The organism is Arthrobacter sp. 24S4-2, assembly GCF_005280255.1.
In the GTDB taxonomy this organism is placed as follows: domain Bacteria; phylum Actinomycetota; class Actinomycetes; order Actinomycetales; family Micrococcaceae; genus Arthrobacter.
In genome coordinates, this window is record NZ_CP040018.1 from 4,130,435 (window position 1) to 4,143,772 (window position 13,338).

Below are 13,338 nucleotides of genomic sequence, written 5' to 3' on the forward strand. Positions count from 1 at the left end.
GGCATGGAAAAGTTCTTCAGCATTGTCAGGGGCCTTGGACTGAAACGTGGTCCGCAACGGTGGCTGGGCGGCGTGTGCGGAGGCATCGCTGCGAAGCTCAACGTGGATGTTGCCTTCGTTCGGATCGCGTTCCTGCTCCTCAGCCTGCTGCCGGGACCGGCCTTCGTGTTCTACCTCGCAGCCTGGCTGATCCTCCCGGACCAGCGGAACGCGATCATCCTCCAGAGCTTCCTGGACAAACGATCAATAAACGGATCCTGACTACGGGGTCCCAGGGCCCCTGCTCTCCGGAGCGGGGGCCTTTTGTCTGCCATGGAAGGGGGACGCCGCATGCCATGGAATACAGCCCTTTGTAACCAGTTTGTGTCGTAACCCACACTCACCAGTAGAATCTAGGGTGAGCTCAGCGTGGCGCTCTGCCTGTACACCCTCTCACCAGGATTTGAGCCGAGACATGAAAATTGGAATTCTCACCAGCGGCGGCGACTGCCCCGGACTGAACGCGGTTATCCGCGGCGCCGTCCTCAAGGGGATCGCCATCCACGGCCACGAATTCGTAGGCTTCCTCGACGGCTGGCGCGGCGTCGTCGAAGGCGACATCATCCCCATCCCGCGCACCATGGTCCGCGGCATCGCGAAGCAGGGCGGCACCATCCTTGGGACATCCCGGACCAACCCGTTCGAAAACGGCGGCGGCCCCGAGGTCATCAAGGCCCACATGGACCGGCTGGGCATCGACGCGATCATCGCCATCGGCGGCGAAGGAACGCTGGCCGCAGCCAAGCGCCTGACCGACGCCGGACTGAAGATCGTCGGTGTTCCCAAGACCGTGGACAACGACCTTGACGCCACGGACTACACCTTCGGCTTCGACACCGCCGTCCAGATCGCCACCGAGGCCATCGACCGCCTCCGCACCACCGGTGAGTCGCACCACCGCTGCATGATCGCCGAGGTCATGGGCCGCCACGTGGGCTGGATCGCCCTGCACGCCGGCATGGCCTCGGGCGCCCACGCCATCCTCATTCCGGAGCAGAAAGCCTCCATGGACCAGATCACCGAGTGGGTGCAGGAAGCCCACGACCGCGGCCGCGCGCCCCTGGTGGTTGTGGCCGAGGGCTTCGTTCCCGAGGGCCAGGAAACGCCGCACTCCGAGCGCGGCCTGGATACCTTCGGACGCCCGCGCCTGGGCGGCATCGCCGAGATGCTGGCCCCGAGCTGGAGGCCCGGACCGGCATCGAGACCCGCGCAACCGTCCTTGGCCACATCCAGCGCGGCGGCGTCCCGTCCGCGTTCGACCGCGTCCTGGCCACCCGTCTGGGCATGGCCGCCATCGACTCCGTGGTGGATCAGCGCTGGGGCACCATGGTGTCGCTCAACGGCACCGACATCGTCCACGTTGGCTTCGACGCCGCCCTGGGCAACCTCAAGAGCGTTCCGCAGGACCGCTACGACGAAGCCGCCGTCCTCTTCGGCTAGGCCACAATTGCGCGAACGGACACTTGAGGCCGCACTTCCAAGGGCCTCAAGTGTCCGTTCGCGCTGTTTCGGGCTGGGTAGGGTTGAGGCATGACTCTCCACCCCGGTTCCATAGACATCATCCAGCTGGCATGGGCCCGCCATTTGGGCCTCGATGATGGGGCGTTCGCCGCGGCCCGGAAGATCGACGCCGATTCCGCTGCTTCCGGGGCCGACTCAATTGCGGCCGCAGCACGGATCACGCGCGCGGACGAATCGCGGAAATCGGTGGATTTCGTGCGCTTGTTCGGGGCCTCGGCCCTGGTCGGACCCCAATGGGCCCTTGACGCCGCCGCGGGCATTGCGGACGAGGAACTCGCCCAGCACGTGACACTCCTGACCATCACACGGCAGCACGGCGGCCACGGGCAGGGCGCGGCTGCCCTCTTCTTCGCGGACGACCTCCCGCTGCGGCAGCCGGCGGAGGAGCTGACGGTCTCGCACGGAAACCCTGAGGCAATCGAACTAGAAGGGCTGTGCCCGCCTGACGACGTGAACGAAGTGGGCCTGTCCGACCTCGAACACCGGTTCACGATCCTGCGCGACGACGACGGCCGCAAGGTACCGGTGGCCTGCGGGGCCTACTCCGAGTGGGAAGGAATCCTCGCCCATATGGGCGTGCTGGTGGACCCTGACTGGCGGCGCCGGGGACTTGGCTCCCTGGCGGCATCCATCGCTGCCCATGAGGCACTCGCGGCGGGGCTCACCCTGCAGTGGCGCTCGGACGTCAGCAACAAGGGCGCCCTCGCGATTGCCCGGAGCCTCGGTTTCGTCACGGGCGGGATCCACACCAGCGTCCTGCTGGGCTGAACCGGCGGTTCACCCAGCAGGTTCAGACCACTACGGTTCAGCCCAGCAGGTTCAGGCGGATTTTGCCGGGGCTGAGTTGGCCCCGGCAGCGCCGGATTCCGGGGCGCCGGAGCCGCCCCAGTTTTCCACCGGCTTGGGCTTGGCGAAGAACAGTGCCACGGCGGCGCCCAGCACGATCACTGCAGCCGGCAGCATGATGGACTGGGCCATCGCTGTCGAAAAGGCCTCATGCAGGGCTTCGGGGAGCTGGCCGCCGAAACTCATGGGGCTGGCTTCCCCCGCAGGAGCGCCTGCCGCCGCCGGGAGTTCTGCGGCCAGGCGCGACTGCATCAGCACGGCAATGGCCGCGCTGCCCAGCACGGCGCCGATCTGGCGGGTGGTGTTATAGACCCCGGCGCCCGCGCCCGCCTGGCGCGGAGGCAGGTTGCGCGTGGCCGTTGAGCTGAGCGGCGCCCAGATGCCGGCATTAGCGAAGCCAAGGACGGCGCTGGGCAGCAGGAAGAGCCAGATGGGCGTGTCCGGGCGCATTAGTGCAGAGTTCCAGAACAGCGCAACCGACATCAGCGCCAGGCCGCCGGCGGTGATGTACTTCGGATTCACGCGGTCGATGATCTTGCCCACCACGGGTGCGAGGCCGCCCGAAATGAGCGCCATCGGAATCATCATCAGGGCCGACTGCGTGGGAGTCAGCCCCCGGACCACCTGGTAGTAGAAGATCAGAGGGAGGCTGAAGGCCGTTACCGTGAAGCCCACCGTGGTGATTCCCAGGTTGGCGAGCGAGAAGTTGCGGTCCCTGAACAGCGAGAGCGGCAGCAGGGGCTCGCCGCCGTTGAATTTGGGGTTGAAACGCTGCCACGCCACGAACCCGGCCAGAACCACGACGCCGGCAATGATCAGGCCCCACACCGTGATGGGGCCAGTGATGGTCCCCCAGTTGTACGTCTCGCCTTCCTGGATGCCGAACACCAGCAGGAAGAGCCCGACGGCGCTGAGCAGCACGCCGGGGATGTCGAACTTGTGCGGGTGCGTGGTCAGCGACGGAACGTAGCGAAGTGCCAGGATGAAGCCCGCGATGCCCACCGGCACGTTAATGAAGAAGATCCATGCCCAGCCGAGGCCGTCCACCAGCACGCCGCCGAGGATCGGTCCCACCAAGGTGGCGACGCCAGCGGTTGCGCCCCAGATGCCCATGGCCGCGCCGCGCCGGTCCGGCGGGAAGATCCGGGTGATCACAGCCATGGTCTGCGGCGCCATGATTGCGGCACCGAAGCCCTGGACCACCCGGGCCAGGATGAGGGTCTGGACGTCGCCGGACAGCCCGCACCACAGGGACGCTAGGGTGAACACCACCAGGCCCGTCAGGTAAAGCCTTTTGGGCCCGAACCTGTCACCCAGCCGGCCGGTGATCAGCAGCGGCACGGCATAAGCCAACAGGTAGGCGCTGGTCACCCAGATGACGGAATTGATGTCCGCATTCAGGCCTTCCATGATCCGGGGGTTGGCCACTGAGACGATGGTGGTGTCGATCAGGATCATGAAGAAGCCGATCACCAGGGACCAAAGGGCCGGCCACGGCCTAGCTACGTTTTCCATGTGGGTCCTTCGTGTGTTGTTGTCTTGTGTGTTCTGCTACCACGGGATTTCCCCGGAGCGGAGCTGGTCCTGCAGGCCGCGTATCCAGCCCATTTCGGTCTTCAGCATGGCTTGCTGGTACTGGAGGTCGATCCAGTACTTGCGCTCCACGTCCTTTTGCCGGACTGCCGCCTCCCCTGTTTCCAGGAACTGAAGTTGTTCCTGCAGCAGTTCCAGGCGGCGGTCCAGGAGGTCCAGCACGACGGCGGCCGGCAGGTTGTACGCCTCTGCCACCGCCAGCGGGAAGGTTGGATATTCGTTGATCGGCTCGGCGAGCATGTCCTGCAGCCGCGCGGTAAGGGCCTCGCGGCCCGCAGGCGTGATCCGGTAGGTGGTCCGTTCCGGCCGGTTGCCTTCGCGGTCCGTTCCGGCTGTTTCCACCAGGCCGCGTTCCTCCAGCCGGCCGACGGCGTGGTACAGCGTTCCGGGGCGGACCTTGACCAGCCGGTCTTCGTGCCTGGCCATCAGCAGCTGGTACATCTCGTACGGATGCATCGGCTCCTCCACCAGCAGGGAGAGGGCGGAAATGCCTAGCGGCGTCAAGGGAACTGATCGCGCCATGCTCTGGCCACTCCCCTATTGATCGACGGCACCTGGTGTTTGACGGCACCAGGTGTTCGACGGCACCAGGTGTTCGACGGCACCGTAGTCAATCGACGGCGCCGTGGCGGTTATTCCGCTTCAACTATTCCACATGGAGTATTAGGGCGCAAGAAAGCCCGCGGGTGCAACCACCGCGGGCTTTCCGGCTTCTTGCGCTTCAATCTGGCGGTGTTCAGCCCAGCAGCGCCAGAATCTCTGCGCGGGCAAACATCTGTGCCGCTGCGCGTGCGGAGGGCGTACCGGCGTCGGGATCTGCGCCCGCACCCAGGAGAGCCTCCGCCACGTCCGTGTAGCCCTTGAATGCCGCACCGGCGAGAGGCGTCTGCCCGCGATCGTTGACGGCGTTTGCGTCCGCGCCGTGCCGCAGGAGCAGCTCAACCGCGGGGGCATGGCCATGGTAGGCCGCCAGCATCAGCAGTGAGTCGCCGGATGCGTTGGTCATGTTGGCGGGCGCCCCGGCGTCGAGGTAGCTTCCCAGCAACGCCGAGTCACCCTCCCGTGCTGCATCAAAGAGCGCATGCGCGAGGGCCAGTGTTTCGTCGTCGGGTCCGGCGGTGCTGCTGTCCGCTGCGTTGTCGGTCATCGGTGTGTTCCCTTCAGGAATCCGGTCTGGCGGCCCACCACCTGGCCGGCGTCGGGAGCCACAATGACTTCCTGCGCAGCCGTATATGGTTCGTCGCCGTCTACGACCGTCAGTATTTCATCCGGGGCAACCGAACGCTTTATGACTGCCAGCGCGATGGGGCCCATCTCGTAATGCTGCACCACGGAGGTCACGTTTCCCACCTTTCGCTCACCCAGGCGCACCTCGCTGCCCGCGGCGGGGAGGGTGTGCTGCGAACCGTCCAGCTGCAGGAAGACCAGACGGCGGGGCGGATGACCCAGGTTGTGCACACGGGCGACCGTCTCCTGGCCTTTATAGCAGCCTTTCGCCAGGTGCACTGCGGTACGCAGGAGGTCCAGCTCATGCGGAATGGTCTTGTCGTCAGTTTCCGCGCCAAGGCGGGGGCGCCAGGCGGCAACGCGCAGCGCTTCGGCTGCCCACGCACCGGCCAGCGGCCGCTCGCCCACGGTCGCCTCCAGTTCGTCTGCGGGCACCAGGTATTCAAACCAGGGACGTTCGAGGCCGGGGTGGGATGCTTCGGCGACGACGGAGTACGAGTATCCTCCCGCCCCGACGTGCGGCCACGGATCCTCCCACACCTTCAGGCCGGACCACTCCTCCACCCGCCGGGTGGTGCCAAGGACCGCCCAGCGGTCCGACACGTCGGCAATCTCCACGCGGAGCATGAACTTCATCCGGTTCAGCCACTCCGCCAGCGGTGCCGCTTCGGCGGCCTCGACGATCAGCCAGGTGGTGGCGCCGTCGTCAATTACCCGCGCGTCGAACTCAATCCTGCCCTGGATGCTCAGCAGCAGCAGCTCGCTCGACTCGCCCGGGGCAAGGTTGGTGACCTGCTGCGAGGAAAGGGTGTTGAGCCAGCTCAACCGGTCGGGACCGGTAACGGTTACCACGCCGCGGTGCGAAAGGTCGACGACGGCGGTTCCGGCAGCCAGCGCGCGCTGCTCCCGCAGCGGCTCACCGTAGTGCGAAGCGACGCCGGAGTCGGCGCCACCGGCCTCGACCGCGCCAGGGCGCGACAACAGGGGGCTCTTGATAGTCATATGAAGGGAACATCCTTTGATAGGCAGGTATTCCGGTGCCGGCGGCCCGGCCACCGGGAAAGACGGCGGTTTGGTCTGGCGTCCGGGCCTAGCGGTACTCGGGGTTCTCGAAGTCGAACCTTGTGCCGGCCTTCCATTCCGCCGGCAGGTTGCCGTAGGCCGGGATGCCGCCCGCGTCCTTCAGGATCCGCGCGAGGTGCAGCAGGTTCCATGTCATGAAGGTGGTGTTGCGGTTGGTGAAGTCGCTCTCCGGGCCGCCCGAACCCTCATCCAGGTAGCTTGGCCCCGGACCCACCGGGCCGATCCAGCCGGCGTCCGCCTGCGGGGGGATGGTGAACCCGACGTGCTGGAGGCTGTAAAGAACATTCATGGAGCAGTGTTTGATGCCGTCCTCATTGCCGGTAATCAGGCAACCGCCCACCTTCGGGTAGAACGCCCATTGGCCTTTTTCGTTCAGTTCGCCGGAGTGCGCGTACAGGCGCTCGATCAGTTTCTTGGTTTGGGAGGAATTGTCACCGAGCCAGATGGGACCGGCCACCACCACGATGTCCGCGTCCTTGACGGCGGGATACAGTTCGGGCCATTCGTCGGTTTCCCAGCCGTGCTCGCGCATGTCCGGATACACGCCGCTGGCAATATCGTGATCCACCGTCCTGATCACGCGGGTGGTGACGCCCTGTTTCTCCATGATGAGGCGGCTGACCTCGATCAGGCCCTGCGTATTGCTGGTCTCCGGCGATTTCTTGAGCGTGCCGTTGAAAAAAACAGCTTTGAGATCGCCGTAGCTTGCGCTTTTTGCCTGGCTTGGCTTACCCGGGTCTGGCTGCTGGCTGTTCACGGTCTTGCTCCCTGCACTCGTTGCGGACAACAAAAATCAGTGAGACCCAGCGGCCAGGCTTCCGGGACTGGCCGCGCGGCCTAGGAAGTTTTACTGAGGATGGCCGACGCGTGGGCTTCCAGCCCGCCGCCCGGCGTCGAACCTTTTCCGGTGGCCACGTCCCAGCGCCAGAGGAGCTTTCCGTCTACCAGCCCGAAGATCCGGGTGGCGGCAGTGTACTCCTTGGAATGGCTCCCGCGCATCACCATGTCGGTGCTCAGCTGGATCTGCGGCCCCTTGATCTGGCCGTAGTACAGCTCGGTGATCCCGCCCGGGTGGGCAATGGAAACGGAGATGTCAAAGCCGCCGTCGCTGTTGCGCAGGGCCTCGACTTCGTCGGCGCTCTTCAGGACGGGGACGATGTCCGCCGGGATGAGCCCCGGCCCGCCGTCCTCCTCCCGCTGCTTCCGCTCCAGCGCCCAGAAACCGGTCTCGACCGTCAGTGGCCGCAGCTTCGTTCCGTCGTCGTCCGTCAGCCAGCTTTCGGCACGGTACTGGAGGTACGGCAGGCCGTTGTGCGTGAAGGAAACGTGCTGTAGGAAGTGCTCGGAATCTTCTTCGCCGGCCCCCAGGCGTCCGTTGCCCTCCCACTCACCAATGAGCCAGGACAACGGGACGAGCTCGGGCGTGAGGTCTGTAGGAATTTCAATCGGCACAGTAACTACCTCCGCAGACAACTAACTCTGAACTGGTATTACTTCTGGCCCTTGAACAGGCGGTAGACCACAAAACCTGCGAACCAGGCCATGGAAAGGCTGGCAATGCCAAGCAGGACAAGGAAGAAAATCTCAAATGCAAGTACGGACATGATGCCATCCTAACGCGTTAGTAGATGAGTAGTTTGTCTATGAAGTAGGCCAGCGAACCCACCGCGGCTACAGGCGCGAGGCCCATGCCAAAAGCGGCAGGAAAGTCAATCCGGTCCCCGCGGAGTATAACCAATCTGCGGAGGCTTACCAGAACCGCGCCCACCACAATGCCCACAACGGCGGCGGGTATTACGGCGATGTTCGAGAAGATCAGGCCCGCCAACGGGGCCGTAAGGCCCGCGAGCACGATACCCAGCGGGGCCACGATCCGGTCCGGCCACCGGATGAGGCCGGCCAGCAGTGCGAACGCAGCACTGATGCCGGCTACAAGCAGCATTTCCTTCACTCCGTTGAACCTCGAGGCCGCGATCCAGCCTGCGCCAAGACAGGACAGCAGGACGCCTGCGCTTGAGCCCAGCGTCGACTCCAGGCGCTGCGCCTGGCCCGTGCCCCGAAGGAGCTGCATCAGGAAGACTGCCATGACGCCTGCGGCGATGAAGGCGGGCGTCCAGTCGAGAAACCCTGGCGCCGGGACGTACGTGGCAGCCACGGCGGCACCGACTCCGGGAAGCCCGATGATCGCCGCGAGGGTCTTCTTCGCAGGGATGCCTAGGAAATGGGGCCAGCCGATGCCGACCGCCAGGGCGACGGCCACGGCAACCCCCAGCAGCACTTCCGGTGAGGTGTAAGCGCCGCCGATGAAGACAGCAAGCCCGGCCAGTCCGATGGTTCCGATCGTCCACGGCTTCACTGTTTACCCGCGCTCACTCTCTGCTGACGTCATCTTCGCTGCGTATCCGTCCAGCGCCCGCCCTGCTTTGGTCATCCCTGGGTTCCCGCGTGCGGACTCCGTTGGGGTTGGCAGGCGGTGCCTGACGGTCCAATCCTGCCCTATGTGACCTGCATATGTCGCAAATCGGGAACTGAAAGCAACTGGATCAGTGTCTGTGAAGAGGCTTTTAGGTATACTCAAAGCTCAGCTACGCTTCCTTCGGAGGATGCGGAACCCGCCGGAAATCCGGCTGGCCCACTACCGACGCGGGCGGCCAGTACCGGCCGGTGAAAGCCCGGTTCAGACGCCCAATGATGCGCGGACAGCCCCTTGGAGGAACAATGTCGCACATCCTGCTACTGACGAACAGCACCGGGTCATCGGTGGACATCCTGCCTGCCTTGGAACTACTGAACCACCGCGTTCATATCCTCCCGGCCGAGCCCACGGCGCTGCTGGAAACCGACCCCTGCGATGTGGTCCTCCTGGATGCCCGCAAGGACCTGGTGGGAGCGCGGTCCCTGACCCAGCTGCTCAAGGCCACCGGACTTAGCGCGCCCCTGATGCTGATCCTCACCGAGGGCGGCATGGCGGCGGTCTCCTCGGCCTGGGCCGTGGATGACATCGTGCTGGACTCTGCAGGTCCGGCTGAGGTCGAGGCCCGGATCCGACTTTCGGTAGCCCGTGCCGTTCCTGACCAGGAAGATACCCCCACCGAGATCCGTGCCGCAGGCGTCGTCATCGACGAAGCCAGCTACACCGCCAGGGTCAACGGGGCTCCGCTGAACCTGACCTTCAAGGAATTCGAACTCCTCAAGTACCTGGCGCAGCATCCGGGCCGCGTGTTCACCCGCCAGCAGCTCCTGACTGAGGTCTGGGGCTACGACTACTACGGCGGCACCCGGACAGTGGACGTCCATGTCAGGCGGCTGCGCGCCAAGCTGGGCGCCGACCACGAAAACCTGATCAGCACTGTCCGCAACGTCGGCTACCGCCTCACGCTGGTCCGCCAGCCCGAGGAAGAGCTGACCGAGGCGTAGCCACCGGCAGCGTCGGTGTCATCCGCCCGTGCAGTTCGCCGCACGCAGTTCATCGAAACGAAGAAGCCCCGGACCACTGGTCCGGGGCTTCTTGTTGGGCTTTGCGCCTGCAGTGGAGGACATACGGGTCGAACGTATCGAGGCCACCCCAGTGGTGGATCCCCCTCAAATTCCGCTTCAAGGAAGCCGGAACAGGTAATGACTATACGTGCCGGATCCCGCCTCATCAAATCGGCGCCCAATCCTCCGCCAACCAGACGGGCCGTATAGCCTGTACTCCATGAGTCCTGCGCATCCCGAAAACTGGCCCGTGCTCGTCATCAAAGGCGAAGTGGATGAAGAACTGCTGAGGGATTTCAAGGCCCTGGCGGCAGCCGCCGAAGAATCGGACGGCAACCCTCCCCTTTCCGAGCAGACCTTTGTCACGCTCCAGGCCGGCGAAACCGGAAGCCATTCGCTCCTGGCGCTGGCGCTCTACGCACCGGACGAGGACTCCGATCCCGCAACGGCCCAGGACCTCGCCGGATTCGCGGTGGTGGTCGAAGAAGCGGAAGGCACAGGAGTACTGGAAGTGGCCGTTCACCCGAGCTACCGGAACCAGGGCGTCGCGGACCGGCTGGTGGCCACGCTCAAGGCATCCCGGGGCTTCGACGGACTCACGGCATGGTCCCACGGGAACCACGAAGCAGCGGCCGACCTCGCAGCGAAATACGGCTACGGGCCAGTCCGGGAGCTCTGGAAGATGCGGCTCACCGCTTCGTCCACGGAACTTCCCGACGCCGTGCTGCCGGGGAATGTGGGCCTGCGCGCCTTCGTGCCCGGACAGGACGAAGAGGCCTGGCTGGCGGCCAACAGGGCAGCCTTCGCCCACCACCCGGAGCAGGGCAACATGACCAGGCAGGATTTGGAGGCGCGGAAGGCTGAGGACTGGTTCGATCCGGCCGGCTTCCTTCTCGCTGTTGATCCCGCCGACCGGATCCTCGGCTTCCACTGGACCAAAGTGCACCCCCGCCACGGCAGCCATCCCGCAATCGGCGAGGTCTACGTGGTGGGTGTGACGCCCGAGGCCCAGGGCCTGGGACTGGGCAAGGCCCTCACCGTGGCCGGCATCAGGTATCTCCACGACAAGGGCCTCCAAGCGGTGATGCTGTACACCGATGCGGACAATGCCCCCGCCGTTTCCCTGTACCGCAGGCTCGGGTTCACGCGGTGGGACGCAGACGTTATGTATGGACCCCTAAACGGCCGTTAATCCAATCGGCTGACGCATGCCTGACGGTTCAGGAAATCTGCGTATCCGCCGAATCGAATGCTTGTAAGGTTGAAGGTAAACCGCGCCAGCAAAAGGAGAGACCATGCAACCGGAATCAGCCGGGACCGTCACGTCTGAAGCCAAGGCGCTGCCGGTGCGCGCCCGTTTCGGGTCCTCCGAGGTGCCGGCTTCCCGTGCTACGCAGGACCGGATCGATATCCCGGAGTTCGCGCCGAACCTTGAGCCGGAGGGAGACATCAGCCCGGACCGTTTCCTGGACCGCGAACTGAGCTGGCTGGCGTTCAACGCCCGTGTGCTGGAATTGGCCGAGGATCCCGACCTCTATCTCCTGGAGCGGGTCAGCTTCCTCTCCATTTTTGCCTCCAACCTGGACGAGTTCTTCATGGTCCGCGTGGCCGGGCTGAAACGCCGTATCGCCACCGGGCTGGCCGTCCCCTCCCCGGCCGGCCTGAGCCCCTTGCAGGTGCTGGATCAGATCGGCGACGCCGCGCACCGTCTGGCGCAGCGCCATGCGAGGGTCTACGCCGAACAGATCCGGCCGGCCCTGGCGTATGAGCACATCCACCTGATGCACTGGGATGAACTTGATGACCAGGCCAAGGACCAGCTCAGTGCGATGTTCGCGGAGAAGGTCTTCCCCATCCTGACTCCGCTGGCGGTGGATCCTGCCCACCCGTTCCCCTACATCTCGGGACTGTCCCTGAACCTGGCCGTGGTGGTCCGCAACCCGGTCAGTGACAAAGAGCTCTTCGCCCGCGTCAAGGTTCCGGACCAGCTGCCCCGCCTCATTTCCATCGACGGCCCCCGCGCCGGTTCGGTGCCCGGCCGCGTGGCCCGGTTCATCGCGCTGGAAGAAGTCATCGCCGTCCACCTGGATCAACTGTTCGCCGGCATGGAGGTCCTGGAGCACCACACCTTCCGCGTCACCCGCAATGAGGACGTTGAGGTTGAAGAGGACGACGCCGAAAACCTGCTGCAGGCCCTCGAAAAGGAACTGCTGCGCCGCCGCTTCGGCCCGCCCGTGCGCCTCGAGGTCACCAACGACATCAACCCGAACATCCGGGCACTGCTGATCCGTGAACTGGGCGTGGAGGAATCGGAGGTCTACTCCGTACCCGCGCCGCTGGATCTCCGCGGCTTGTCCGTCATTGCCGGGATCGACCGTGCGGACCTGCACTACCCGAAGCATGTGCCGCACACCTCGCGCTACCTGAACGAGTCGGAAACGTCCAAGGCAGCAAACGTCTTCGCCGCCATGCGGCGGCGGGACATCCTCCTGCACCACCCGTACGATTCCTTCTCCACGTCCGTGCAGGCTTTCCTGGAGCAGGCCGCGGCGGACCCGAAGGTGCAGGCCATCAAGCAGACCCTGTACCGCACCTCGGGCGACTCCCCTATCGTCGATGCCCTCATTGACGCTGCCGAGGCGGGCAAGCAGGTCCTGGCCCTGGTGGAAATCAAGGCCCGCTTCGACGAACAGGCCAATATCTCCTGGGCCCGGAAGCTGGAGCAGGCCGGCGTGCACGTGGTCTACGGCATCGTGGGCCTGAAAACCCACTGCAAGCTGTCCCTGGTGGTGCGCCAGGAAGTCGACGGGCTGCGCCGCTACTGCCACATCGGCACGGGCAACTACCACCCCCGGACAGCCCGCTACTACGAGGATCTCGGGCTGCTGACGGCCAACGAACAGGTGGGCGAGGACCTTTCAAAGCTCTTCAACCAGCTCTCCGGGTACGCTCCGAAGTCCACTTTCAAACGTTTGCTGGTGGCTCCCCGATCGGTGCGTTCCGGCCTTATCGACCGTATCGAGAAGGAAATCCGCAACGCCAAGGCAGGCATCGCGGCCAGGGTGCAGATCAAGGTCAATTCGATTGTGGACGAGGCGATCATCGATTCGCTCTACCGCGCCTCCCAGGCCGGGGTGAACGTTGACGTGATCGTCCGCGGCATCTGTTCACTGCGCCCGGGCATCCCGGGACTCAGCGAAAACATCACCGTGCGTTCCGTGCTGGGACGCTTCCTGGAGCACTCGCGGGTTTTTGCCTTCGCCAACGGGGGCGAGCCCGTGGTCTACATCGGTTCCGCGGACATGATGCACCGCAACCTGGACCGGCGGGTTGAGGCCCTGGTCCAGCTCACCAGCGGAGACGACACCACCTATGTGTTGGACCTTCTCCGCCGCTACATGGACCCGGAAGCCTCCAGCTGGCACCTGGACAGCCAGGGCGAATGGACCAGGCACCACCTCGGCGAGGACGGCCAGCTCCTGGAGGACGTCCAGTCCTGGCTGCTCGCTTCGCGCTCACGGCAGCGCCCGACGATAAGGCGGTAGGACCCTG

The 13,338-nt window shown here is 65.1% G+C and carries 12 protein-coding genes and 1 pseudogene; 6 read left to right on the top strand and 7 right to left on the bottom strand.

Annotated features, from left to right (window positions below):
• Positions 1-3: 3 nt before the first annotated feature.
• From FCN77_RS19155 to FCN77_RS19165, 3 genes and pseudogenes are all read left to right on the top strand, one after another.
• Positions 4-261, top strand: a complete 258-nt coding sequence (locus tag FCN77_RS19155) for a PspC domain-containing protein (protein WP_137323532.1) — start codon at positions 4-6, stop codon at positions 259-261.
• A gap of 193 nt (positions 262-454) precedes the next feature.
• A pseudogene (locus FCN77_RS19160) lies at positions 455-1,479 on the top strand (6-phosphofructokinase).
• A gap of 90 nt (positions 1,480-1,569) precedes the next feature.
• Positions 1,570-2,328: a GNAT family N-acetyltransferase gene (locus FCN77_RS19165; protein WP_137323533.1), complete on the top strand. Its 759-nt coding sequence runs from the start codon at positions 1,570-1,572 to the stop codon at positions 2,326-2,328.
• Between the two features lie 51 nt (positions 2,329-2,379).
• On the opposite strand, the gene FCN77_RS19170 is transcribed toward FCN77_RS19165, so the two are convergent.
• From FCN77_RS19170 to FCN77_RS19200, 7 genes are all read right to left on the bottom strand, one after another.
• Positions 2,380-3,921, bottom strand: coding sequence for a DHA2 family efflux MFS transporter permease subunit (locus tag FCN77_RS19170; protein WP_137323534.1), 1,542 nt, complete (start codon positions 3,919-3,921; stop codon positions 2,380-2,382).
• A 36-nt stretch (positions 3,922-3,957) separates the two neighbouring features.
• On the bottom strand, positions 3,958-4,521 hold the full coding sequence (locus tag FCN77_RS19175; protein WP_137323535.1) for a PadR family transcriptional regulator: 564 nt from the start codon (positions 4,519-4,521) through the stop codon (positions 3,958-3,960).
• Positions 4,522-4,735: 214 nt separating this feature from the next.
• The gene (locus FCN77_RS19180; protein WP_137323536.1) at positions 4,736-5,146 is read right to left on the bottom strand and encodes an ankyrin repeat domain-containing protein; all 411 of its coding nucleotides are present in this window, start codon (positions 5,144-5,146) and stop codon (positions 4,736-4,738) included.
• A complete protein-coding gene (locus tag FCN77_RS19185; protein WP_137323537.1) occupies positions 5,143-6,228 on the bottom strand; it encodes a folate-binding protein YgfZ in 1,086 nt (361 codons plus the stop codon). The genes FCN77_RS19180 and FCN77_RS19185 overlap by 4 nt, the downstream gene beginning before the upstream one ends.
• Before the next feature lie 88 nt (positions 6,229-6,316).
• Entirely contained in the window at positions 6,317-7,066 is a 750-nt protein-coding gene (locus FCN77_RS19190) for a flavodoxin family protein (protein ID WP_137323538.1), read from the bottom strand.
• Positions 7,067-7,146: 80 nt separating this feature from the next.
• Entirely contained in the window at positions 7,147-7,761 is a 615-nt protein-coding gene (locus FCN77_RS19195) for an FABP family protein (protein WP_137323539.1), read from the bottom strand.
• 169 nt (positions 7,762-7,930) lie between these two features.
• Positions 7,931-8,665: a permease gene (locus FCN77_RS19200; RefSeq protein WP_137323540.1), complete on the bottom strand. Its 735-nt coding sequence runs from the start codon at positions 8,663-8,665 to the stop codon at positions 7,931-7,933.
• 362 nt (positions 8,666-9,027) lie between these two features.
• Between FCN77_RS19200 and FCN77_RS19205 the strand changes: the two genes are divergently transcribed.
• The 3 genes from FCN77_RS19205 to FCN77_RS19215 all read left to right on the top strand — a co-directional run bounded on the left by FCN77_RS19205 (position 9,028) and on the right by FCN77_RS19215 (position 13,331).
• The gene (locus tag FCN77_RS19205) at positions 9,028-9,726 is read left to right on the top strand and encodes a response regulator transcription factor (protein ID WP_137323541.1); all 699 of its coding nucleotides are present in this window, start codon (positions 9,028-9,030) and stop codon (positions 9,724-9,726) included.
• Positions 9,727-10,006: 280 nt separating this feature from the next.
• The gene (gene mshD, locus FCN77_RS19210; protein ID WP_137323542.1) at positions 10,007-10,978 is read left to right on the top strand and encodes a mycothiol synthase; all 972 of its coding nucleotides are present in this window, start codon (positions 10,007-10,009) and stop codon (positions 10,976-10,978) included.
• Positions 10,979-11,081: 103 nt separating this feature from the next.
• Positions 11,082-13,331: an RNA degradosome polyphosphate kinase gene (locus tag FCN77_RS19215; protein WP_137323543.1), complete on the top strand. Its 2,250-nt coding sequence runs from the start codon at positions 11,082-11,084 to the stop codon at positions 13,329-13,331.
• The last annotated feature ends 7 nt before the right edge of the window (positions 13,332-13,338 follow it).

What these genes read in the sequence shown, in the direction of transcription:
- FCN77_RS19185 (WP_137323537.1), bottom strand. Translation starts at nt 6,228, where the DNA reads ATGACTATCAAGAGCCCCCTGTTGTCGCGCCCTGGCGCGGTCGAGGCC.
- FCN77_RS19155 (WP_137323532.1), top strand. Translation starts at nt 4, where the DNA reads ATGGAAAAGTTCTTCAGCATTGTCAGGGGCCTTGGACTGAAACGTGGT.
- FCN77_RS19205 (WP_137323541.1), top strand. Translation starts at nt 9,028, where the DNA reads ATGTCGCACATCCTGCTACTGACGAACAGCACCGGGTCATCGGTGGAC.
- FCN77_RS19215 (WP_137323543.1), top strand. Translation starts at nt 11,082, where the DNA reads ATGCAACCGGAATCAGCCGGGACCGTCACGTCTGAAGCCAAGGCGCTG.
- mshD (WP_137323542.1), top strand. Translation starts at nt 10,007, where the DNA reads ATGAGTCCTGCGCATCCCGAAAACTGGCCCGTGCTCGTCATCAAAGGC.
- FCN77_RS19165 (WP_137323533.1), top strand. Translation starts at nt 1,570, where the DNA reads ATGACTCTCCACCCCGGTTCCATAGACATCATCCAGCTGGCATGGGCC.
- FCN77_RS19170 (WP_137323534.1), bottom strand. Translation starts at nt 3,921, where the DNA reads ATGGAAAACGTAGCTAGGCCGTGGCCGGCCCTTTGGTCCCTGGTGATC.
- FCN77_RS19175 (WP_137323535.1), bottom strand. Translation starts at nt 4,521, where the DNA reads ATGGCGCGATCAGTTCCCTTGACGCCGCTAGGCATTTCCGCCCTCTCC.
- FCN77_RS19180 (WP_137323536.1), bottom strand. Translation starts at nt 5,146, where the DNA reads ATGACCGACAACGCAGCGGACAGCAGCACCGCCGGACCCGACGACGAA.